Here is a 22,241-nt window from a genome sequence, read left to right as displayed (position 1 = left end):
TGCCGGCACGACTGGCTTTGCTGCGATCCGGGCGGAGCGCATGCGCTCCGCCCGCGAAAGACACCGGAACGACCGGAACGCCCGGAACGCTTAGACGCCCGCGCCTTCCCTCACTTCCTCGGGATTGCCGGACAGCGCCGCGCGCATCTTGTCGCGGTCGAGTTCCTTTTCCCATGCCGACACCACGACCGTCGCCACGCCGTTGCCGACGATGTTGGTCAGCGCGCGGCATTCGCTCATGAAGCGGTCGATGCCGAGAATCAGCACCATGCCCGACAGCGGAATGGTCGGCACCACGGCCAGCGTCGCCGCCAGCGTGATGAAGCCCGCGCCGGTCACGCCGCTTGCGCCCTTCGAGGTGAGCATCGTCACCGCGAGCAGCGTGAGCTGCTGGGTCCACGTGAGGTCGGTGTTGGTCGCCTGGGCAATGAAGAGCACCGCCATCGTCATGTAGATGTTGGTGCCGTCGAGGTTGAACGAATAGCCGGTCGGCACGACGAGACCCACGACCGAGCGCGGGCAGCCCATGCGTTCGAGCTTCTGCATCAGTTGCGGCAGTGCCGATTCCGACGAGCTCGTGCCCAGCACGATCAGCAGTTCTTCCTTGATGTACGAAACGAAGCGGATGATCGAGAAGCCCGTGAAGCGCGCGATCGCGCCGAGCACCACGAGCACGAACACGATCGACGTCAGATAGAACGTGCCGATCAGCTTGAGCATCGGCACGAGCGAACCCACGCCGTACTTGCCGATGGTGAACGCCATCGCGCCGAACGCGCCGATCGGCGCGAGCTTCGTGACGATCTTGACGATGCCGAACAGCACGCCCGAGAGGCTGTCGATGAAGTCGGTCACCACGCGGCCGCGCTCGCCCAGTTGCGCGAGCACCGCGCCGAACAGCAGCGCGATCAGCAGGATCTGGAGAATTTCACCCTGGCCGAACGCCGAGAACATCGTGTCCGGAATGATGTGCATCAGGAAGTCGACGGTGCTCTGACCGTGCGCCTTCTCCGCGAAGCTCGCCACGGCCTTGGCGTCGAGCGTCTTCACATCGACGTTGAAGCCCGCGCCCGGCTTGAGCACGTGCGTGGCGATCAGGCCGAGCACCAGCGCGAACGTCGAAACGATTTCGAAGTACAGCAGCGCCTTGCCGCCCACGCGGCCCACCTTCTTCATGTCTTCCATGCCGGCGATGCCGGTCACGACCGTACAGAAGATGATCGGCCCGATCACCATCTTGATCAGCTTGATGAAGGCGTCGCCGAGCGGCTTCATGTCGATGCCGAGGGCCGGAGAGAAGTGGCCCAGGATCACGCCGATGACAATCGCCACGATCACCTGGAAATAGAGCACTTTGTGGAGAGGTTTCTTCACTTTGGATGCCTGCAATGAGTTAAGCCGATGGCCGCGCGTGGATACGCGCCGAACCGCGACAGGTCGAAACGGGGGGAATCAGCGAAACCGGACGAGGGGATCGGACATCGGCTGTCTCCTTGCTTTTTTTTGTCGCGGCCGGGGTGGCCGCGCGATTTATTTCGCAAGGTTGATGCCAGCGGCGCAGCGCGTGCTCACCCTTGATTTACAAGGGATTTTTAACGCATCGGGCGTGGCGCAATCTGGATTTCCAGAAATGCGGTTTGGATACGTCCGGGAATCCGGAAATCCGGGCGCGCGGGCGCCGCCCGGAAGCGGGGTCAAAACACTCCGGCGAGGCGCGCCTTTTTATCCGCGCCCTTTCCACGGCACGAGACGCCGTTCGAGCGCGCGCATGCCGAGGTCGAAACCCCAGGCGATCAGGCCGATCAGCACGATGCCCATCACCACGACGTCGGTGCGCAGGAAGCTCGACGCGTTGAGCACCATCTGGCCGAGCCCCGCCGTGGCGGCAACCATCTCGGCGGCCACGAGCGTGGTCCAGCCGAAGCCGATGGCGATGCGCAGCCCGGTGAGGATTTCCGGCAGCGCGGCCGGCAGCACCACGAAGCGCACGATCTGCGCGAAGCTGCCGCCCAGCGACGCCGCCGCGCGCAACTGCTCGACGGTGGCGCTTTTCGCGCCCGCGCGCGCGGCCATCGCGATCGGCGCGAAGCAGGCGAGCCAGATCACGACGATCTTGGCGGTCTCGTCGATACCGAACCAGATCACCACGAGCGGCAGGTAGGCGAGCGGCGGCAACGGCCGGTAGAACTCCAGCGGCGGATCGAGCAGGCCGCGCGCGACGCGCGACACGCCCATCAGGATGCCGACGGGAATCGCCGTCAGCGCCGCGAGCGCGAACGCGCCGAACACGCGCAGCGCGCTCCAGAACAGATGCTCCGAGAGCGGCAGGCCGCCCTGGATACGGCCGTGCCAGGCGTCGACGAAGGCGTGCCAGACCGCCTCGGGCGTCGGCAGAAAGAGCGGCGGCAGCCAGTGCAGATGCGTGGCGAGCCACCAGAGCGCCGCGAGACCGGCCACCGACGCCGCGGAGAGCGCGGCCGTCGGCCCTTCGCCGGGCATGCGCCAGACGCGGGCGCGCGAACCGCTCGACGCGACCTGTGCGGCTTGCGGGGCGATCTTTGGCGCGCTGTTTGGCGCGCTGTTTGGCACTATGTTTGACGCGGTTTCAGCGCCTTCGAAACTGGATGACGCGCGTGCGTTCAGCGCTTCCAATGATTCCTGCGACACGCTCATCGCATCACCTTGACTGTCGACTTCATGATGGGTTTCGCGAATGGGCGCTCACGACAGCGCCGGTTCACGCGCATCCGCGTGCAGCAACTGCACGAGCCGCTCGCGCCATTCGATGAAATCGGGCGCCGACTTCACCGCGCGCGCGTCGCGCGTACGCAGATAGCGGCGCGCGAACGGCACCTCGAACGCGTGCTCGATGCGGCCCGGCCCCGGCGTCATGACCACCACGCGCGTCGCCAGAAAGAGCGCCTCCTCCACGCTGTGCGTGATGAAGAACACCGTCTTCTGCGTGCGCGCCCAGACGTCGAGCACGAGCGTCTGCACGGATTCGCGCGTCATCGCGTCGAGCGCGCCCATCGGCTCGTCCATCAGCAGCACTTGCGGATCGCTCGCGAGCGCGCGCGCGATGCCCACGCGCTGCTGCATGCCGCCCGAGAGCGCATCCACGCGCGAACGCGCGTGATCGTCGAGCCCGACGAGCGCCAGTTGCTCGCGCGCGATGCGCTCGCGTTCGGCCTTCGGCACGCGCCGGAAACGCAGGCCCAGCGCGACGTTGTCGAGCACGTTCAGCCACGGCAGCAGCGCATGCTTCTGGAACACCACGCCGCGCTCCGCGCCCGGTCCGGCCACGCGCGCGCCGTTCACGCGCACCTCGCCGCCAGTCGGTTCGATGAAGCCCGCGATGCAGTTCAGCAAAGTGGTCTTGCCGCAGCCCGACGCGCCGAGCGCGACCACGAACTCGCCGCGCTCGACCTGCAGGTTCACGTTCGCGAGCGCCACGCTGGGCGCGTCGCCGCGACGCGCGCCCGCGTAGGCGACGCTCAGATCGCGGATATCCAGTGCGCTCATGCTCGCCTCCTTCGCGTGCGTATGCTGACGAATGCCGATATCGGCGCGTAAATCAGTGCGCGGCGGCGCGCTGCACGTAACGCGGATCGATGCCGACCGAGTAATCGGGCAGCACGTTCTGGATCGTGCCCTGCTGCTTGAGGAAGGACGCCGTCGCGAGCAGCGATTGCGCCGCGCCCGACTGCGCGCCGCCGCCCAGCCAGGTCTTCGAGGCCTGCTCGGCGGGCGTCGGGAATGCGTAGAGCGCGAGGCTCGCAGGCACTTCGTCCGGATTCGCGCCCGACTCCTTCGCCACGGCCTGCACCTGCGGCGAGGCGGCGTTCCAGGCGGCGCGATGCGCGCTGTAGTCGGCGTCGGCGGCGGCCAGCACCTGCACGAACTTCGCCACGAAGTCGCCGTTATCCTTCGCGAAACCGCGATCGACCACGAAGCCGTCGAAGGTCGCCTTGCCCGTCGCCTTGGCCACCTGCCCCGACGTGATCAGCACCTTGCCGCTCTTCTTCACCTGCGCGAGCACCGGGTCCCAGATGTAGGTCGCGTCGATGTTGCCGCGCTGCCAGGCCGCCGCGACTTCGGGCGGACGCAGGTTCACGATCTTCACATCGGCGGGATTCACGCCCGCGTTCTGCAACGCCACGAGCGCATGGAAATGCGAGGTCGAGACGAACGGCACGCCGATCGTCTTGCCCTTGAGGCCCGCGATGCTCGTCACGCCCGACCCGTCGCGCGCGACCAGCGCCTCGGCGTCGTTGATGTTGTCGAGAATCCAGAACAGCGAGAGATTCACGCCCTGCGAGAGCCCCGCCGCGATCGGGCTCGATCCGGCTTCGCCGAGTTGCACCGAACCCGACGCGAGCGCGCGGATCACATCGGCGCCGCTCGCGAGCTTGCGGAACGTGACCTTGTAGCCGGTGGCCTTTTCGACTTCGCCGGTCGCCTGCGCGTAACGCCACGGCACCACCATGTCCTGATACGCGATCACGACTTCGCGCGTCTCGGCATGCGCGCGCGGCGCACCGAACGCGGCGAACAGCGCCGCGGCCGCCAGCGCGGCGGCGAGCACGCGCGGACGTTGCGAGGAAAGGACACGTTGACGGGCGCGATGACTCATCGAAAAACTCCGGCGGAACCACTGAGGTTGAATGGAAGGTTCCGACTATAGGGAGTCTGGCAGCGTCCGGTTCTAATTTATCCGCGATAGCTAATGACGCTGCTGGAGCATTGCTTTGCGTGTTCCTGCGCATGCCGCGCGCCAACGAAAAAGCCCGCTTTTCAGCGGGCTTTTTTCAATGCGACGAAGCGAAACGAAGCGGCTTAGACCACGCCCGCGCCGTGCGCCTGCAGATCGGCGTGATAGCTCGAACGCACCATCGCGCCGACGGCCGCGTGCGTGAAGCCCATCTTGTACGCCTCTTCCTCGTACATCTTGAAGGTGTCCGGATGCACGTACGAACGCACCGGCAGATGGTGCTCCGAAGGCTGCAGATACTGGCCGATCGTGAGCATGTCCACGTCGTGCGCGCGCAGATCGCGCATGACCTGAAGAATCTCTTCCTCGGTTTCGCCGAGACCCACCATCAGGCCCGACTTGGTCGCGACGTCCGGATGCAGCGCCTTGAAGTCCTTCAGCAGCTTCAGCGAGTGCGCGTAGTCCGAACCCGGGCGCGCTTCCTTGTACAGACGCGGCACCGTTTCGAGGTTGTGGTTCATCACGTCGGGCGGCGCGGCGTTCAGGATGCCGAGCGCGCGATCGAGACGGCCGCGGAAGTCGGGCGTGAGAATCTCGATGCGGGTTTCCGGCGAATGCTCGCGCACCTGGCGGATACATTCGACGAAGTGGCCCGCGCCGCCGTCACGCAGATCGTCGCGGTCGACGCTCGTGATCACGACGTACTTGAGCTTGAGCGCGCCGATGGTGCGCGCGAGGTTCGCCGGTTCGTCCGGATCGAGCGGATCGGGACGGCCGTGGCCGACGTCGCAGAACGGGCAGCGGCGCGTGCACTTGTCGCCCATGATCATGAACGTCGCGGTGCCCTTGCCGAAGCATTCGCCGATGTTCGGGCAGCTCGCCTCTTCGCACACCGTATGCAGGTTGTGCTCGCGCAGGATGTTCTTGATCTCGTAGAAGCGCGACGTGCCCGTGGCCGCTTTCACGCGGATCCAGTCGGGCTTCTTGAGCTTCTCGATGGGTATGACCTTGATCGGAATGCGCGCGGTCTTGGCCTGCGCCTTCTGTTTCGCGGTCGCGTCGTAGGGGACGGCGTCGGCGGGGGCCGGGCTCGGAGCCAGGTTCGCGGCGGGGTTCGCGGTTACATCAGTCATTCGTTCGATCCAGTCAGGCCGCCGGAACAGCGCCAGCCTGCGGTTGCGGCGGTTGCCCGCCTGAGGCCGCCTGAGCAGCCGGGTCCACTGCAGCCGCTTCGGCCGCCGGGTCTGTGGCGGCCGCTTCGGCCACCGGAAGATTTGCCGCGTGCGCAGCGAGTTGCGTCTCGAGCTGCGCCGCCAGCGTGGCGGCCACGTCGCGCCAGTCCGCCGCGACGCCGAGCGACGCCATATCGACAGTTTCGAGGCCCGCGTAGCCACACGGATTGATCGCGAGGAAGGGGCTCAGGTCCATCGACACATTCAGGCTCACGCCGTGGTAGCTGCAGCCGTTGCGGATCTTCAGACCGAGCGCCGCGACCTTCGCGCCACGGTGCGCCGCGCTGGCGCCCGACGCGTGTTCCGGCACGTAAATGCCGGGCGCGCCGGCCTTGCGCTCGCTCGCGAGATTATACGCCGCCAGCGTGTCGATCACGGCCTGCTCGATGAGCGTCACCAGCTCGCGCACCATCAGTTTCCGGCGTCGCAGATCGAGCAGCAAATAGGCCACGATCTGGCCCGGCCCGTGATACGTGATCTGGCCGCCGCGGTCGATCTGGACGAGCGGAATACCGCTGTTGGCGACGAGCAGATGCTCGGGCTTGCCGGCCTGCCCGAGCGTGAAAACGGGCGGATGCTCGACCAGCCAGATTTCGTCAGGGGTATCGGCGTCGCGCTGATCGGTGAACGCGCGCATGGCGTCGAAGCTCGCCTGGTAGGCCTCGTTGCCGCGCCAACGCACGACGGGCGCTGCGAAGCGCGCGCCGGCGGGGCCGGATTCGGTGCTGGACGCCGCCTCGGCGATCGTGGAAATCGCGGAATTCGCGGGGTCGGATGACATTGACAGGGGTGAAACCGGGGTGGCGCACATGATTCCCGAAGTTTACCCAATTCGGGACAAGCGCGCCGAGGACGCTGCGCGATCACCGTGATCAGGCCGCGCGCCGGGCCGCCTGCGCGGTCCCGGCGCGGTGCGCAGACCGGATTTGCACGCATCGAATCGTGCGTCAAACGCTTTATCAAACCGTGGCTGTATCAAACCGTGGCTGTATCAAACCGTGCGCCAGCCGTCGCGCGCATGCACGCCGAAGCGCGCCGCCGTGCGTGCGGCCCAGTCCACCGCGCGCTCGCCCACGCGCTTGGGCGTGGCGAACGCCACCCACGCGGCGGCGCCCTGCTCCGCGCCGATCCACAGACGCTCGCCGCGACGCAGCCGCAGCGTCTGGCCCGGTTCGAGCCAGTAATCGGCCGTGTCGTCGCTGCGCGTGACCCAGACCGCGCCGCAGCGCACCGTCAGGCGCGTGCTGCGCGAAACGCGTACCGACGCCACTTGCCGGGCTTCCACCTCGAAGGTGATATCCGAAGAAATTTCTCTCATTTTCGACTCCGAATGACGTGCTCCAATGGCTACAATCCTAGACACTGCAAGGGATCGAGCAAAACGATCATTTTTCACGCCTATGTGAGAAAAATTACGATGGATCTGCGTACGCTTCCCGCCCTCAATGCGCTCAAGTCCTTCGAGGCCGCCGCCCGCCACGAGAGTTTTTCGCGTGCCGCCGACGAGCTGTTCGTCACGCACGGCGCGGTCAGCCATCAGATCCGCGCGCTCGAAGCCGAACTGGGCGTGGCGCTGTTCGCGCGCGACGGCAAGCGCGTGCGCGTGACCGACACGGGCCGCCGCTACGCCACCCAGGTGCGCGACGCGCTCAACCAGCTGGCGCGCGCCACCGAGGAAATCCGCTCTGGCGACCGCGACCGCCGCCTCGTCGTGTCGATGCTGTCGTCGTTCGCGGCGCGCTGGGTCACGCCGCGCATCGGCCGCTTCATCGAGGCGCATCCGCAGTGGGACGTCGAACTGCAATCCACCAATTCGCTGATCGATTTCACGCGCGACGACGTGGACGTGGCGATCCGTTTCGGCTTCGGCCACTATCCGGGCCTGCACACCGAACTGCTGCTCGACGAGATTTTCTTTCCCGCCTGCGCGCCCGACTTCAACGGCGGCAAGCTGCCCGACGATCCGCGCGAGATGACGAAGCTGCCGCTGCTGCGCTCCGACGACGAACTGTGGCGTCCGTGGTTCGACGCCGCCGGTCTGCAGGATCTGCCCGAACCCAAGCGCGGCGTGCTCTATCAGGATTCGTCGAATCTGCTGCAAGCCGCGATGGACGGCCAGGGCATCGCGCTCGTGCGCCGCTCGCTCGCGATGCACGAAATCACGCGCGGGCGCCTCGTGCGCCTGTTCAAGGACATCGACGGCCCGAGTCCGTGGCGCTACTACTTCATCTGCCAGCCGCAGCGCCTGCAAACCGAGCGCGTGACAGCGTTTCGCGACTGGGTGTTCGACGAGGTGGCGCGCTTTCGACGGCTCTACGAAGACGCCTGCGAGGCCGGCCCGGTCATCACGGCCGCCGCCGCGGCCCTGCGCGCGACCACCGGCGACGCGCCTTGAAGCACGCTTCAATGAACGCCGTGAACCGCGCGTAAACGCAACAAGGGCCGCTAACAAGCGGCCCTTGCTTCATCTCGATTCCAATCTCGATCCCCATCCGGATCGCGCCCTTACAGCACGATCTTCACCATCGGATGCCCGGTCAGCGCGCGATAGATATCGTCGAGATGCGGCTGGCTTGTCGCGCGCACCGTCACCGTGAGGCCGGTGTAATTGCCGCCGCTCGACGGCCGCGTTTCGATGGTTGCGGTATCGAAACCGCCGTCGAATTCGCGCAGCACGGCGATGATCGTGTCCTGAAACTCCGGATGCGTCTTGCCCATCACCTTGATGGGGAAGTCGCACGGGAATTCGATCAGCGTGGTTTTTTCTTCGGCGCCGGCGGCGCCGTTCGTTTGCGATGCACTCATTTGTTGTCCACTTCCTGTAGCGAGGCGGCGGCTTCGGCGTGCGATTGCGCCAGCGATGCCGCCTCATAAACCTCACGCGCCGCGCGCGCCTTGGCACGCTGGTACGCCGCGTAAATCGCCGCATAGACGGGGCCCGGCTTGCCGTCGCCCACCGCCTGGCCGTCGATCGTGACGACCGCCAGCACTTCCTTCGTCGCCGAGGTCACGAGCACTTCGTCGGCACCGCGCAGCGCGGCTTCGTCGATCTCGCGCGCCTCGAAACGCAGCCCGCATTCCTGCGCCAGTTCCTCGACGAGTCCGTAGCGGATGCCTTCGAGAATCTTGTGGCTGCGCGGCGGCGCGTACAGCGCGCCATCCTTCGCGATCCACACATTCGACGACGATGCTTCGGTCACCCAACCGTCGCGCAACTGAATGGTTTCGAACACGCCGTGTTCGGCCGCATGTTGCGCCATCAGCACGTTGCCGAGCAGCGAGGTCGCCTTGATGTCGCAATGCAGCCAGCGGCGGTCTTCGGCGGTGACGCAGGCCACGCCGTTCGCGCGCGACGCATCGCCCGGCATGACGAGCGGATTCACCATCACGAACACCGTGGGCGGCACGCTCGCCGCCGGAAACGCGTGCGCGCGCTTCGCGACGCCGCGCGTGACCTGCACGTAGACGTTCGCGTGCGCATCGGGCGCGAGCGCGCCGGCCTGCTCGTTGGCGTCGATCACCCGCGCGATCAGCGCGCGCCAGCCGCTTTCGCTGAACGGATTGGCGATGCCGATCTTCTCCAGCGAACGCGCGAGCCGCGCGAGATGCTGCGTGAGACGGAACGGCACACGCACGAGCGGCGCTGCGCCGTCTTCGTCCGCTTCGACACCCTCGACTTCGAGCGCATACACCGGCACCACTTCGTAAATGCCGTCGCCGAAAATGAAGCCGCGATCGAGCACCGGCACGCGCGCCTCGCTGATCGGCGTGAATGCGCCGTTCAGCCAGACGACGGGCTCGCCGTCGTGCTCGTCATCGTGATCGTGCTCGTCGTGAGCGTCGAGCGCGTCAAGTTCGGCGGGCGCTTGCGGCGCTGAAGTCGAGGTGTGTCCGGCCATTTACTTCTTCTTGTTGAACATCAGCATGAGCGAATCCCACACGCGGCCGACGATGCCGGCTTGCGGCACCGCTTCGAGCGCGACCAGCGGGAATTGCGCGAGCACCTTGCCGTCCGCGCCGACGAACTTCGCCGTGCCGACCTGCTGGCCGTCCGCGAGCGGCGCGATCAGCGGGCTGGTGATGTCGATCTGCGGCTTGGCCTTGTCGGCGGCGCCCTTCGGCAGCGTGACGAACTGATCCTTCTTCACGCCGACCTTCACGGCGTCCGCCGCGCCCTTGTAGACGCGCGGCGTGGCCACGGCCTGGTTCGCGCCGTAGATGCGCGTGGTGTCGTAGGCGCTATAGCCGTAGTTGAGCATCTTCAGGCTGTCCTGCACCCGGTCGTGCTCTTTCTGCTCGCCCATCATCACCGAGACCAGACGGCGGTCGCCGCCGCCCGCCATCGGACGCTTGGCCGACGCGATCAGGCAGTAGCCCGCGGCTTGCGTGTGGCCGGTCTTCAGACCGTCGACCGTCGGGTCGATCCACAGCAGACGGTTGCGGTTCGGCTGCTTGATGTTGTTGTACTTGAATTCCTTGACCGAGAAGATGCTGTAGTACTCGGGATAGTCGCGAATCAGGCGCGCCGACAGCGTGGCGAGGTCGCCGGCCGTCGTGTAGTGATTCGGGTCGGGCATGCCGTTGACGTCGGCGAAGTGCGTGTGCGCCATGCCGAGCTTCTGCGCTTCGGCATTCATCATGTTCACGAAGTTCGCTTCGCTGCCGCCCACGAGTTCGGCGAGCGCGATGGCCGCGTCGTTGCCCGACTGGATGATCATGCCGTACACGAGGTCGTGCACCGAGACCGGCTTGTTCGCTTCGATGAACATGCGCGATTCGTCGGTCTTCACGCGACGCACCGCTTCGCTCGGCGTGACGATCTGCTCCATCGAAATCTTCTTCGACTGCAGCGCCTCGAACGTGAGGTACGCGGTCATCAGCTTCGTGAGCGAGGCCGGTTCGACGCGCTCGTCGGCGTTGCCCGAGGCGAGCACCTGGTTCGCCGTGGCGTCGACGAGCACCCACGAGCGCGCGTTCACCGCCGGCGGCGGCACCTGCGCGAACGCGCTGGCGCTCGCGAGCAGCGAGGCCGGCACGAGCGCGCCGAGCGTGACTTTACGAACGATGGAGGAAGAAACGAGAGGGGACTGCTGGCCGTTGGAGAGAAAACGCATGGGTTCAGGTCGGACGGGATTGGGGTCGGGATGAACGTGGCGCGCCATGCGGCGCACGGTCGGGTGAGCCGGAATGCGGCGCCTCGCTCAACACGCCTGAAGAGGTTTCAGACGGGCGCGGCGGCCGCAAAAAGAGCGCCCATTATACGCGCCGCGTGCAGGCGTTTTTCGAAGTGGGCACACGTTTGCGCGCACCTGTCGTGCATTTTTAACGATTCGCGCGCCTTTTTATGCAACCGCGAGGTCATTTCTCACGATCGGCCGACACAGCACTTACAGACGCTGCGTGCGGCCGATATGGACCCTAAAAACGCGCGCGAGAAAAAGCCGCGCCGTCGACGCGAGCGTTTCAGCGCCAGGCGTCGACGATGATGCGCTTGAGAATGTGCAGCTTGCGATGCAGGAAGTGTTCCGCCCCCGGAATCACCACGACGGGCAGTTCCTGCGGCCGCGCCCATTCGTACACCGAGAGAATCGGCACGGTATCGTCGAGTTCGCCGTGAATCACGAGCGTGTCCTCGCGCACCGGCGCGACTTCCCAGCGGCTCGCCGCCGTGCCGACGAACACCATGCGCTCGATTTCGCCGCCCGCTTCCAGATAGCGCTTCGCGACGTGCGAGAGCACGAAGGTGCCGAACGAGAAGCCCGCGAGCACGAGCGGCACGTCGGCCTGACCCGGCTGCGCGCGCATGTAGCGGATCAGTTCGAGCAGATCGTCCTGTTCGCCGATGCCATTGTCGTGCGTGCCCGCCGTGCCGCCGACGCCGCGAAAGTTCGAGCGGTACGTCGTGTAGCCGAGCTGCACGAGCGTGCGCGCGAGCGTCTGCGCGACCTTGTTGTCCATCGTGCCGCCAAAGAGCGGATGCGGATGCGCGACGAGCGCGATGCCGCGCACGGGCGTGCCGGCGTCGGGCGTGTCGAGCGCGCATTCGATCTGGCCGATCGGGCCGTCGATATGGAATTTTTGCGTCTGGGCGTTCATCGGGCTGCGGTCCTTGCTGTCTTTCGTGCTGTCGTTTTCGTGTCGGCGCGCATCGCGGACGGCATCAGGGACGATCGATCAGCAGACGCTCGACCACCTGGCCGTTCTGCAGATGCGACACGACGATTTCCTCGATGTCGGTTTCGTCGACATAGGTGTACCAGGTGCCTTCCGGATACACGACGACGACCGGCCCTTCCTCGCAGCGGTCTAGGCAGCCGGCCTTGTTGACGCGCACCTGGCCCGGACCCGCGAGGCCCAGTTGCTTCACGCGCTTCTTGGCGTATTCCTGCATCGCCTGCGCGTTGCAGCTCGCGCAGCTCGGACGCTCGGCGCCGGGATCGCGCTGATTCAGGCAGAAGAACACATGGTGTTTGTAGAAGGAATCGGTCATGGCGTGAGTACCGGGATAGGCAGTAAAAGTGGGGGTGCGGCGCGCTCGCCGGATTATCGGAACAACGGTGACGATGCGCGTGTGGCGTGCCTGCTGGGGTCGCTAGATGCGGTCACTCATCGCGGCCGCCGAATGCGGTCGATTATAGCGAGCGACGCGCGAGCCACGCGCGCTCCAGCGAGAACGCGCTCCAGCCCAGCGCGGCCCACGGCCAGATCCACGCGAGCCAGTGCGCAAGCCCGTTGAAATGCAGATAGCGGCCCTGACGCCAGTCGGCGAGCACCACGTCGAAATACGGATTCACGGGCAGCACGTTGACCAGCACGAGCGCCACCGCCAGCGCCACGCTCGCCGCCGCGGCGCGCGCCGCGCGCGGCAGGCGCAGCGCGAGAAAGGCCGCGAGCGTGCCCCAGACGAGGCCGCCGAGCGCGCCCGGCGTCGCCCAGTTGAAGATCAGTCCGCTTTGCGATTGCAGGAAGGTCGCGCCCGCCTTCACCACGAGCGTGGCCGCCAGCAGCACGACGATGAGCCGCGCGCGCGGGGCGCGCTGGCGCATCGGCAGCGAGGCGAAGGCCGCCGCGCCGAACAGGTTGAGCGTCGTGACGAGCGCTTCCCAGCCGCTCTCGGGCAGACGCGCGGCGAGCGCATCGGGCAGCGCGCGCAGATGCCACGCGGCGGGCGTCCAGGCGAGCACGGCGTCCTGCATCGAGGCGTCGAAGCGCTGCCAGATCGCGCGCGGCCAGTCGCCCATGCCGAACAGGCGCGGCGCGGGAAACATCGTCGCGAACGGCCAGAGCGCCGCGAGCACCATCAGCGCGCCCGCGTCGCGTTCGAACCAGCGAAACCGCAGCCGCCGCAGAAACCCGCGTTCGAGCAGCGCGCCCGTGAGCGGCGCCGCGAGGGCCGCGCCCAGCAGCGCACCGAGCGCGTTGGTGGCGAGATCGAGATTGGACGCGACGCGCGTGGGCAAATAGGTCTGCACCGCTTCCATGCCGCTTGAGAGCAGCGTGCCGCCCAGCGTGGCGAGCGCGACGGCGGCCAGTCCGCGGCAGCGCGGCCAGATCGCCAGCACCGCGAGCGCGCCGAACGGCATGTAGCCGAGCACGTTGGTGACGACGTCGAAGACGGTCCAGTAACGCGGGAAGGGGTCGTTGAGATAGTCGAACGGACCGAGGCCGAGCGAGCGCCAGCCCGAGAACGGATACCACGAGCCGTAGACGATCAGCGCCGTGTAGAGCGCCAGCGCCTGGCGCGAGAGCGTGGAGGCCTGGCGCGGCGGGATGTCGGGGACGGCGGACGCTTTTTCCGCGCGCACAACGGCGGCCTCGCTGCGCGCGCGCGCAGCGTCGCCGGATTCACCGTTGCGGCTGTCGTAGCCGTTGCCGCCCTTACCCGCTTTGCCGCTCATCCAACCGGTCCCACTGGTGCCGCGAGCAGCACGCCGCGCGCGCCGCCCGCCGCGTTCCTCAAGGCGTGCCGGCGAATGCCTGCACGCTCAGCCATGCGCCAATCTGACTCGCGAAATCGTCGCTCGCCGTCCGCAGCGCCGCCGCGCCGCCCGCCGCGTCGGGCGTGCTGGCCGGCGCGCGCGCGAGGAACGAACGCTGCGCGATCACCTTGCCGCCCTGCATCAGCGTCGCGCGCGCGGCCAGCACGCCCGAGCTTTCGGAGGCGGTGTCGAACACCTGTTCGAACTCGGTGAGTTCGACCTTGAGCATCGGCGCCTGCACGGCGTCCGCGCCCGAAAGCACCGTGACGCGCGTGGCGAGCGAGGTGCGCAGACGCTGCGTGAGCAGGCGCGCGGGCGACATCGTCCAGTGGCTGCTCGCGTAGCGCGCCGAGCGCTGCGAGTCGCCGCCGATGCGATAGACGATGCCGTCGTGATCGAGCGTCGCCGGCGCGCTCACTTCGAGCACCTTGAGCGGCGGCAGCGTGGGCGGCGCGGGCGGCGCTTCCTGCGGCCCGAGGTCGTAGCGGATATCCGAGAGCGCGGCCGGATTGCCGGCGCACGCCGCCAGCGTACCGATGGCGAGCGCCGCGAGCGCGGCGCAGCAGAGCCTCAGAAGCGAGCGTGACGGGGTGGCTTGGCGTGACATTGCGGTTCCTTCCGGTTCTTGCGGGTTCTTGCGGATCATGCGGTCAGGCGGCGCCGTTCTGGCGGCCGCCGCCGACGTCGAATGCACTCCGACACCATTGCGGCGCAGCAGTTCGCGGCGCGCGCAGCAGCATAGCGATTTTTGCGAAGGGCCAGAACGCGGCGGCCACTTCGCAGCGTTTCGCGGCGCGCTTACTTCGCGCCCGTGCCCGGCCACGCGAAGCCCGGCTCGCCGGGGCCGGGCGCGGGTTGCGGCGCGCCGCCGAACAGCACGCTGCGCGGGCTCGAACTGAACGTCCCCGCCGCGCGGTCCACCGAGCGCATCGCCGAGCGCACGTCGTCGGTCAGCGAATCGACGCGCGGCAGCGTGTCGTAGCCCACGCGCGCCGAGAGTTCCTGAATCGACATGTCGATCGACGAAAGCGCCTGCCCGGCCTGCGCCGCCGCCGTGCCGGCCTTGTTCAGATTGGTCTGGAACGGGCCATCCGGACGGTTCACGCTGGTGATGAGCTGATTGGTCGACTGCAAGGTTTTCTGCAGATCGGCGACCGCGCCCGGCAGTTGCTTCGTCGCGGGCTGCAATTGCAGCGCGAGCGTATTCACGCTGTCGGCGGCCTGTTGCAGCGAGGTCACCGTCGCCATCACCTGCTTGCGGTTTTCCTCGTTGAGCATCTGGTCGACGTCGGTGGCGATGCTGTCGAGCTTGCGCAGCAGCACGTCGCCGCGCCGCTGGAGCTGGTCGAGCAGGCCGGGGCGCAGCGGAATCTCCGCCACGCTCTTGTCCGAGGACGCGAGCGGCGACTGATCGAGCCCGTTGTCGTCGAGCTGCACGAAGGCGATGCCGGTCACGCCCTGGAGCGCGAGCGTGCCGAAGGTCGAGCGCGTCATCGGCGCCTTCTGGTCCACCAGCACGCGAATGCGGATCTGGCCCGGATGATTCGCGTCGAAATGGATCGACTGCACCTTGCCCACGTCGAGGCCGCGATAGCGCACGGCCGCGTCCGGATACAGCCCGGTGACGCTGCTGCGCGAGATCAGGTCGTACGGCACGCGCACCGCGCGATCGGCGCTGAAGAAGAGGACCGCCAGCGCGATTGTCGCCAGCAGGCCGATCGTGAAGACGCCGGCCCAGAACGCATGCGGTTTGTTTTCCATCGTCAGATTCCCTTGTTGGCGACCTTGCGCCTCGTGACACGCCCGCGCGTCAGCACGGTTTCACGCCCACGGATGCGGGCAGCAGCGCCGCCGGCGGCAGCTTCGCGCGGCGCTCGGGCGGGAGCGCCTGCAACGCGCGCCGCCCGCGCATGCCCAGAAAATATTCGCGGATGAACGGATCGTCCACGCCGGCCGCTTCCTCCACGGGCGCGGCCACCAGCACCTTGCGCTCCGCGATCACGGCCACGCGCGTGGAAAGCGCGACCATCGCGTCCAGATCGTGCGTGATCAGCACGACGGTCAGGCCCAGCGCGCGATGCAGCGTGCTGATCAGTTCCACCACTTCGTCCGACGAGCGCGGATCGAGCCCCGCCGTCGGTTCGTCGAGAATCAGCAGCTCGGGCTCCAGCACGATCGCGCGCGCGAGCCCGACGCGCTTGACCATGCCGCCCGACAGCGCGGCCGGCATTTTCGACGCGTGCTTGCACGGCAGCCCGACCATCTCCAGCTTCAGCATGACGATGTCGCGCAGCAGGTCGGCCGGCACCTCGCCCAGCTCGCGCACCGGCTGCGCGATGTTGTCGTAGACCGACAGCGACGAGAACAGCGCGCCGTGCTGAAACAGCATGCCGGTGCGCGTGCGCATCAGGCGGGCGCGTTCGGGATCGATCGTCGAGATGTCTTCGCCGAACATCTTGATGGTGCCGGACGTGGGCCGCTCGAGCCCGAGAACCTGCCGCACCAGCGTGGTCTTGCCCGAGCCCGAGCCGCCCACGATGGTGACGATCTCGCCGCGGCGAATATCCAGATTCAGATGCTGATGGACGATGTTGCGCCCGTAGCGCTTGGTGAGATTGCGCACCTCGATGATCGGCTCGCCGATCGCCGGCAGCGGCAGATCCTCGACGGCTTCCCTGAGCGGCGTGGCCAGCGTGCCGGTCGTGGTCAGCGCGCCGGGCGACGGCGTGGACGCCGTGGCCCGGGTTCCGGTCGTGCTCAACGTGTTCATGACAGCCCCACGTTCTGGAAGAGAATGGCGAACACGGCGTCGGCGAGGATCACGATGGTGATCGAGGTCACGACCGAAGTGGTCGTGCCTTCGCCGAGACTCTGCGAATTCGCCTTGATGCGAAAGCCGAAGTGGCAGCCGACGATGCCCACCAGCATGCCGAACGCCACGCCCTTGCCGAGCCCGATCCAGAGATTCGCGATCGGCACCACGCCCGGCAGCGAACGCACGAAATACGATACGTCGATGCCCAGCACCGCCTTGGCCGCGAGCGCGCCGCCGAGCAGCGCGATGATGTCGGTCCACATGACGAGCAGCGGCATCGCCACGCCCAGCGCGACCACGCGCGGCAGGATCAGCCGCAGACCGTGCGAGATGCCCATCACGCGCATGGCGTCGAGCTCCTCGGTCACGCGCATCACGCCGATCTGCGCGGTGATGGCCGACCCGGAGCGCCCAGCCACCAGTATGGCCGCAAGCACGGGACCAAGCTCGCGAATCACCGCGAGCCCGAGAATATTGACGATGAACTGGTTCGCGCCGAACAGCCGCAACTGCTGCGCGGACAGGTACGACAGCACGATGCCGATCAGGAACGCCACCAGCGCCGTGATCGGCAACGCGCGGGCGCCTGCGTTGTAGACGTTCGCGGAAATCTCGATCCAGGGCGTGGCCTTCGGCTTGCGCAGGATGAAGAGCAAATCGAGGATCACGCGGCCGAGCATCGAAATGCCGCCGTAGAGGTGGTCCCAGAACGAGAAGATCGCGAGACCGAGCTTCGTGACCGGATCGATCTTGACGATGCGCTCGGGCGCCTCGCGCACCGAATCGAGCAGCGCGATGCGCTCGAAGATGTCGCGCTGGGTCTGCGTGAGCGCGACCAGATCGGCGGGCAGCTTGTGGCCCCAGACACGCCAGAGCGCCTGGCCGCCCACGTGGTCCATGCGTTCGACGCGCGACAGATCCCACTGGCCGACGCGCTCGCCCACCAGCGCGCGCAGCCGGCGCGCCACACCGCCCTGATCGCGGTCGCGTGCGAGCGCGAGCGCGGTCCACTGGCCGGACAGGCGCACGATCTTTCCCTGGTTGCCGGCCGCGATTTCGAGGCCAGGCGGCGTCTCTTGAGTCAAGGCGGGGCGCTCGGACGGAAGAAATGATTAAACATTGTATCGAACGCGCCCCGTTTCGGCGGTGCGAGCGCGCACCGATTCTGCATCGATCCCGCGCCGGTTCCGCCCGAACTCCGGCGCGAGCCAAACGGCGGCGGCGCGGGCTGTGGACAAATCTGTGGATGACCTGTTGGTACGCTGTGGGCGCGCTGTGGAATACGCGGCGCGGCGACGCGAAAAGCCGCACGCGCCTGTGGATGAATCCGTGGATAAGCTGTTGGCAGCCTGTGGACCGCCTGTGAATTTGCCTAAAAATCAGGCAAATCGCCGGTAAATCGCGCCAGACCGGCTTCGATACCCACGCGCTCGCGGCGGCCTGTCCCGCACCGCCCACACGCCGTGCAGCCACTACAATACGCACCATGAATGCGACGCCCCCCACCCCCGCTCCGCGCGCCGACGACTGGCGCATCGACCGCGACCGCGCGGTGACGCTGTTCGGCCCGGCCGCCAACGACTGGCCGATCGAAATCGTCGAGGAAACCGGCTCCACCAATGCCGACCTGATGGCGCGCCTGAAAGCGCTGCCCCATCGCACCAACGCGCTCGCGCGTCCGCTCGTGCGCGTGGCGTATCTGCAGACCGCGGGCCGCGGCCGGCGCGGCCGCAGCTGGGTCGCCCAGCCCGGCGACGCGCTGCTGTTCTCGCTCGCCTGCGTGATCCCGCGCCCGATCGAAGGACTCGCGGGATTGAGTCTCGCGGTCGGCTCGGCGCTCGTCGACGGCCTGCGCACGCTGCCCGTGAGCGCGCCCGGCCAGATCGCGCTGAAATGGCCGAACGACGTCCTGCTCGAAGGCGACAAGCTGGTGGGGATTCTGGTGGAAACGGCGTGGAGCACGCCCGACGCGACGGCGGTGGTGATCGGCATCGGCACCAATGTGCGCGGCGCGGACGCACTGGCCGCGAAGGTCGAAGCGCTGAACGCCGACCCCGCCGCGCAGCAAGCCGCGCCCGTGCCCGGCGCCGCGCCCACGGCGCTCTCGCGCGTGTGGCCCGGCGCGAATCTCACCGATGTGCTGGCCGCCGAACTCAATGCGCTCGAAGACGCGCTCGCGCGCTTCGGCGCAAACGGCTTCGCCTCGTTCCAGGCGCGCTGGAACGCGTGCCACGCCTACGCGGGCCGCGAAATCGCGCTCTACGAACAGGGCGCCGAACTGATGCGCGGCATTGCCGTCGGCGTGGACGAGAACGGCCAGTTGCTCGTCGACACCCCGAACGGCCGCGAATCGGTCACGACCGGCGACGTCTCGCTGCGTCTCGCGGGCGGCGGCGCATGAGCCGCGCAGCCGCGCCTTGTCTGCTGATCGACGCCGGAAACAGCCGCATCAAATGGGCCCTCGTGGCCGCCGACGGCACGCGTCTGCACGCGGGCGCGGCAGATCACGCGAATCAGGAAGCGCAGGACACCGCAAAGGACAGCGCGCCGGACGCCCGGCTCGATTTCGCGGATTGGGCGACGCTGCCCGCACCCGGCGGCGCATGGATCTCGAACGTCGCCGGTGAAGCCGTCGCGCGCCGCCTCGACGCCGCGCTCGACGCGCGCTGGCCCGGCCTCGCGCGCACGGTGATCCGCGCGTGCGAGCAGCAAGGCGGCGTGACCAACGGCTACAGCACGCCCGACGCGCTCGGCAGCGACCGCTGGGCCGGCATGATCGGCGCGCACGCGGCCTTTCCCGGCGAACCGCTGCTGATCGCCACCTTCGGCACCGCGACCACGCTCGAAGCGCTGCGCGCCGACGGCACCTTCGTCGGCGGCCTGATCGCGCCCGGCTGGACGCTGATGATGCGCGCGCTCGGCGAGCACACCGCGCAATTGCCGGTGCTCGACGCGCAGCACGCGCGCGGCCTGATCGACGCGCCGGAGCGCGGCCCGCTTTTCGCCACCGACACGAAACGCTCGATCTCGGCGGGCTGCGCGCTGGCGCAGGCGGGCCTGATCGAGCGCGCGTGGGCCGATTTGCAAGATGCGTGGAAAATGCCGGTCCGGCTGGTGGTGAGCGGCGGCGCGGCGGCCGAAGTGACAGCGGCGCTCAAGGTGCCGCATACTCGCCACGACGCGCTGGTGCTTGCCGGTCTCGCGCTGATCGCGCGGTCGGGCTAAATCCGGGCTAAATCCAAGCCAATCCAGGCTAAACACGGCTCAAGCCCGAGCCCAATCGAGGCGCTGCATTGCACGGCGCCCACCTATTCGAACCACGATTTCGACGGAGTTTCACACGATGCTGCGCTGGCTGATCGCCATCCTGATTCTCGCCAACCTGCTCGCCTTCGCGGCGATTCGCGGTCTGTTCGGCCCCACGCCCGCTTCGGGCTCGCTCGAACGTCAGCATCTGAACCGGCAGATCCATCCGGAGGGACTCACGGTGCGGCCGATCAAGCCGTCCGAGTCCGTGGACGTGCCCGTGGTGGGCGGCCCGGTGGCCGATCCGGCCATCCAGGCGTCGACGCTCGCGCAATAAGTCTGGCGCGCGGCGCCGGTCCGCGCGCGTTCCCGCATCGCGCAATCGCTCAGGATTGCGCGCGCACCTTCTGCAGGAGCTTGGTGGTCGAGCGATCGTGCTCGAACGCAATCGCCAGCGCCTTGCCGCCCCAGCCGCGCACGAGCGCCGACTCGGGCAGCGCGTCCATATCGTAGTCGCCGCCCTTCACGAGAATGTCGGGACGCACGGCTTCGATCAGCTCGATCGGCGTCTGCTCGCCGAACTGCACCACCCAATCCACGCTTTCGAGCGCCGCCAGCAGCGCCATGCGGTCGTTTTCGTTGTTGATCGGACGATCGTCGCCCTTGCCGAGCCGCTTCACCGAAGCGTCGCTGTTCACGCCGACGATCAGCGTCGCGCCGAGCGCCCTGGCATCGGCGAGATAGGTGACGTGGCCGCGATGGAGAATGTCGAAGACGCCGTTGGTGAAGACCACCGGACCGGGCAACGAGGCGCGCATCTGCGCGAGCGCTTCGCGCGTCGTGATCTTGCGTTCGAAGGAAGCGGGCATCGGATGTGACTCGAAAAAAGTGAACGGATCAGGGAAATGAACAACGTGAAACGGCCCGGACGCGCGAGCGTACCGGGCCGTTTTCTTGATGCGTGGGCGCTTCGGGGCGCGCCGCGAGGCACGCCTGAAAGCGCGCCGGCGTCAGGCCGGCTGCTGCGTGCCCTGCTCGGCCTGCAGGCGCTGCACCACTTCCTTGCGGTAGCGGTTCAGTTCCTGCGCCGTGCTGAACGTGCGTTCGAACAGGATCGACAGGTTGTGCAGAATGCGTTCGATGACCTTCTTTTCCCAGCCGTCGTCGAAGCGGATCTGGTCGTCGAGCCAGCGCTCGAGCCATTCCGGATCGGGCAGGCGCGATTGCACCGTGTCGCGCGGGAACAGCGCCTGGTTCACGTGCAGGTTCGTGGGGTGCAGCGGCTTTTCGGTGCGACGCGCCGACGCCATCAGCACGCCGATCTTCGCGAAGGCCGCGCGCGCGACGTCGCCGCAGTTCACGAGCGCCTTCTTCATGTAGCGCAGGTACGCGCCGCCATGACGCGCTTCGTCGCGCGAAATGGTTTCGTAGATGGCCTTGATGACCGGCTCCGTGTGCCATTCGGCAGCGCGGCGATACCAGTGGTTCAGGCGGATTTCGCCGCAGAAGTGCAGCATGAGCGTTTCGAGCGGCGGCGCCGGATCGAATTCGAAGCGCACGGCGTGCAGTTCTTCTTCGGTCGGCACCATTTCCGGCTTGAAGCGGCGCAGGTATTCCATCAGCACGAGCGAGTGCTTCTGTTCTTCGAAGAACCACACGCTCATGAACGCGGAAAAGTCGCTGTCGTGATGGTTGTCACGCAGGAACATTTCCGTGGCCGGCAGCGCCGACCATTCGGTGATCGCGTTCATCTTGATGGTCGCGGCCTGCTCGTCGGTCAGGAGCGACGCATCGAATTGGTCCCACGGAATGTCCTTCTCCATGTCCCATCGGACCGATTCGAGCGACTTGTAAAGTTCCGGATAAAGCATCGTGTTCATAGTCCCGCCCCTGTTCTGCGCATGACGACTTGTAGCGTGCCGCCTGCGGCGCGTGCCCTCACGCGGCGTACAGGCGAAAAGCGTTTAATTTTACGCGGTAACCGGCCGTCTGGACGCAATCTCACCGCGGCTAAACAGATTGTTTCCTGTCGAGCGGCAATCCGCGCTGCCGGAGTGAAAGGCGCCGTCGTGGGTTCTGGGTAGTTGCACCGTGCCTCGAACCCGGCTGCCGAAATGTCCGCGGGGCCGCCGGTTCGCGTTGCCCACGCCGCCTGGCCGCCTCGCCCGCGTGTTACGCGGCGGCCCCCGGCGGACCGTCCCAGCGCTGCGACAGAATGACGCAGCGCCGTCTCCCGATGATCGCATCGGAAATCGCGT

General features: G+C 67.3%; 22 protein-coding genes and 1 pseudogene. 4 read left to right on the top strand and 19 right to left on the bottom strand.

Annotated features, from left to right (window positions below):
- Window positions 1-90: 90 nt before the first annotated feature.
- From G5S35_RS01020 to G5S35_RS00990, 7 genes and pseudogenes are all read right to left on the bottom strand, one after another.
- Entirely contained in the window at window positions 91-1,374 is a 1,284-nt protein-coding gene (locus G5S35_RS01020) for a dicarboxylate/amino acid:cation symporter (protein ID WP_065062089.1), read from the bottom strand.
- Window positions 1,375-1,722: 348 nt separating this feature from the next.
- Window positions 1,723-2,556 (bottom strand): ABC transporter permease subunit, encoded by an 834-nt coding sequence (locus G5S35_RS01015; protein WP_065062327.1) that lies wholly within the window; start codon window positions 2,554-2,556, stop codon window positions 1,723-1,725.
- Between the two features lie 165 nt (window positions 2,557-2,721).
- Entirely contained in the window at window positions 2,722-3,522 is an 801-nt protein-coding gene (locus tag G5S35_RS01010) for a taurine ABC transporter ATP-binding protein (protein ID WP_065062087.1), read from the bottom strand.
- 52 nt (window positions 3,523-3,574) lie between these two features.
- A complete protein-coding gene (gene tauA, locus G5S35_RS01005) occupies window positions 3,575-4,633 on the bottom strand; it encodes a taurine ABC transporter substrate-binding protein (RefSeq protein ID WP_183038473.1) in 1,059 nt (352 codons plus the stop codon).
- Window positions 4,634-4,836: 203 nt separating this feature from the next.
- Window positions 4,837-5,844 carry a lipoyl synthase gene (gene lipA, locus G5S35_RS01000; RefSeq protein ID WP_065062083.1) on the bottom strand — a complete coding sequence of 336 codons (1,008 nt, stop codon included), beginning with the start codon at window positions 5,842-5,844 and terminating at the stop codon, window positions 4,837-4,839.
- Window positions 5,845-5,938: 94 nt separating this feature from the next.
- A pseudogene (lipB, locus tag G5S35_RS00995) lies at window positions 5,939-6,724 on the bottom strand (lipoyl(octanoyl) transferase LipB); the annotation flags it as partial.
- 210 nt (window positions 6,725-6,934) lie between these two features.
- On the bottom strand, window positions 6,935-7,261 hold the full coding sequence (locus tag G5S35_RS00990; RefSeq protein WP_065062081.1) for a DUF2917 domain-containing protein: 327 nt from the start codon (window positions 7,259-7,261) through the stop codon (window positions 6,935-6,937).
- Between the two features lie 99 nt (window positions 7,262-7,360).
- On the opposite strand from G5S35_RS00990, the gene G5S35_RS00985 reads away from it, so the two are divergent.
- Entirely contained in the window at window positions 7,361-8,338 is a 978-nt protein-coding gene (locus tag G5S35_RS00985; protein WP_065062079.1) for a transcriptional regulator GcvA, read from the top strand.
- Window positions 8,339-8,448: 110 nt separating this feature from the next.
- Here the strand turns inward: G5S35_RS00985 and G5S35_RS00980 are convergent, their stop codons facing one another.
- From G5S35_RS00980 to G5S35_RS00935, 10 genes are all read right to left on the bottom strand, one after another.
- Window positions 8,449-8,748: a DUF493 family protein gene (locus G5S35_RS00980; RefSeq protein ID WP_065062077.1), complete on the bottom strand. Its 300-nt coding sequence runs from the start codon at window positions 8,746-8,748 to the stop codon at window positions 8,449-8,451.
- A complete protein-coding gene (locus G5S35_RS00975; RefSeq protein ID WP_183038472.1) occupies window positions 8,745-9,842 on the bottom strand; it encodes a D-amino acid aminotransferase in 1,098 nt (365 codons plus the stop codon). The genes G5S35_RS00980 and G5S35_RS00975 overlap by 4 nt, the downstream gene beginning before the upstream one ends.
- Window positions 9,843-11,057 carry a D-alanyl-D-alanine carboxypeptidase family protein gene (locus tag G5S35_RS00970; RefSeq protein ID WP_065062076.1) on the bottom strand — a complete coding sequence of 405 codons (1,215 nt, stop codon included), beginning with the start codon at window positions 11,055-11,057 and terminating at the stop codon, window positions 9,843-9,845. It lies immediately after the preceding gene.
- 349 nt (window positions 11,058-11,406) lie between these two features.
- Window positions 11,407-12,039 (bottom strand): alpha/beta hydrolase, encoded by a 633-nt coding sequence (locus G5S35_RS00965; protein ID WP_065062074.1) that lies wholly within the window; start codon window positions 12,037-12,039, stop codon window positions 11,407-11,409.
- Window positions 12,040-12,103: 64 nt separating this feature from the next.
- Complete coding sequence (locus tag G5S35_RS00960; protein ID WP_065062072.1) at window positions 12,104-12,433, bottom strand: (2Fe-2S) ferredoxin domain-containing protein; 330 nt, start codon at window positions 12,431-12,433, stop codon at window positions 12,104-12,106.
- Between the two features lie 142 nt (window positions 12,434-12,575).
- On the bottom strand, window positions 12,576-13,841 hold the full coding sequence (locus tag G5S35_RS00955; protein ID WP_082992087.1) for a VanZ family protein: 1,266 nt from the start codon (window positions 13,839-13,841) through the stop codon (window positions 12,576-12,578).
- A gap of 58 nt (window positions 13,842-13,899) precedes the next feature.
- Window positions 13,900-14,529 carry an ABC-type transport auxiliary lipoprotein family protein gene (locus tag G5S35_RS00950; RefSeq protein ID WP_065062321.1) on the bottom strand — a complete coding sequence of 210 codons (630 nt, stop codon included), beginning with the start codon at window positions 14,527-14,529 and terminating at the stop codon, window positions 13,900-13,902.
- A gap of 191 nt (window positions 14,530-14,720) precedes the next feature.
- Window positions 14,721-15,683, bottom strand: a complete 963-nt coding sequence (locus G5S35_RS00945) for an MlaD family protein (protein WP_074981435.1) — start codon at window positions 15,681-15,683, stop codon at window positions 14,721-14,723.
- Between the two features lie 49 nt (window positions 15,684-15,732).
- A complete protein-coding gene (locus G5S35_RS00940) occupies window positions 15,733-16,614 on the bottom strand; it encodes an ABC transporter ATP-binding protein (protein ID WP_110325604.1) in 882 nt (293 codons plus the stop codon).
- Window positions 16,615-16,688: 74 nt separating this feature from the next.
- On the bottom strand, window positions 16,689-17,822 hold the full coding sequence (locus G5S35_RS00935) for an MlaE family ABC transporter permease (protein ID WP_065062068.1): 1,134 nt from the start codon (window positions 17,820-17,822) through the stop codon (window positions 16,689-16,691).
- 401 nt (window positions 17,823-18,223) lie between these two features.
- On the opposite strand from G5S35_RS00935, the gene G5S35_RS00930 reads away from it, so the two are divergent.
- The 3 genes from G5S35_RS00930 (at window position 18,224) to G5S35_RS00920 (ending at window position 20,320) form a co-directional block, all read left to right on the top strand.
- Window positions 18,224-19,138, top strand: coding sequence for a biotin--[acetyl-CoA-carboxylase] ligase (locus G5S35_RS00930; RefSeq protein ID WP_065062066.1), 915 nt, complete (start codon window positions 18,224-18,226; stop codon window positions 19,136-19,138).
- Complete coding sequence (locus G5S35_RS00925) at window positions 19,135-19,962, top strand: type III pantothenate kinase (RefSeq protein WP_065062064.1); 828 nt, start codon at window positions 19,135-19,137, stop codon at window positions 19,960-19,962. Before G5S35_RS00930 ends, G5S35_RS00925 begins: the two co-directional genes overlap by 4 nt.
- 118 nt (window positions 19,963-20,080) lie before the next feature.
- Window positions 20,081-20,320, top strand: coding sequence for a hypothetical protein (locus G5S35_RS00920; RefSeq protein ID WP_065062062.1), 240 nt, complete (start codon window positions 20,081-20,083; stop codon window positions 20,318-20,320).
- Between the two features lie 49 nt (window positions 20,321-20,369).
- Here G5S35_RS00920 and rfaE2 read toward each other — a convergent pair whose 3' ends face one another.
- Window positions 20,370-20,852: a D-glycero-beta-D-manno-heptose 1-phosphate adenylyltransferase gene (rfaE2, locus tag G5S35_RS00915; protein ID WP_065062060.1), complete on the bottom strand. Its 483-nt coding sequence runs from the start codon at window positions 20,850-20,852 to the stop codon at window positions 20,370-20,372.
- Window positions 20,853-20,993: 141 nt separating this feature from the next.
- Entirely contained in the window at window positions 20,994-21,863 is an 870-nt protein-coding gene (locus G5S35_RS00910; protein WP_065062058.1) for a ferritin family protein, read from the bottom strand.
- Window positions 21,864-22,241: the final 378 nt, after the last annotated feature.

This window comes from Paraburkholderia tropica, assembly GCF_014171495.1.
Classification (GTDB): Bacteria; Pseudomonadota; Gammaproteobacteria; order Burkholderiales; family Burkholderiaceae; genus Paraburkholderia; species Paraburkholderia tropica.
Note: the sequence above shows the minus strand (reverse complement) of the source record. Positions and strands in the feature narration are given on the sequence as shown.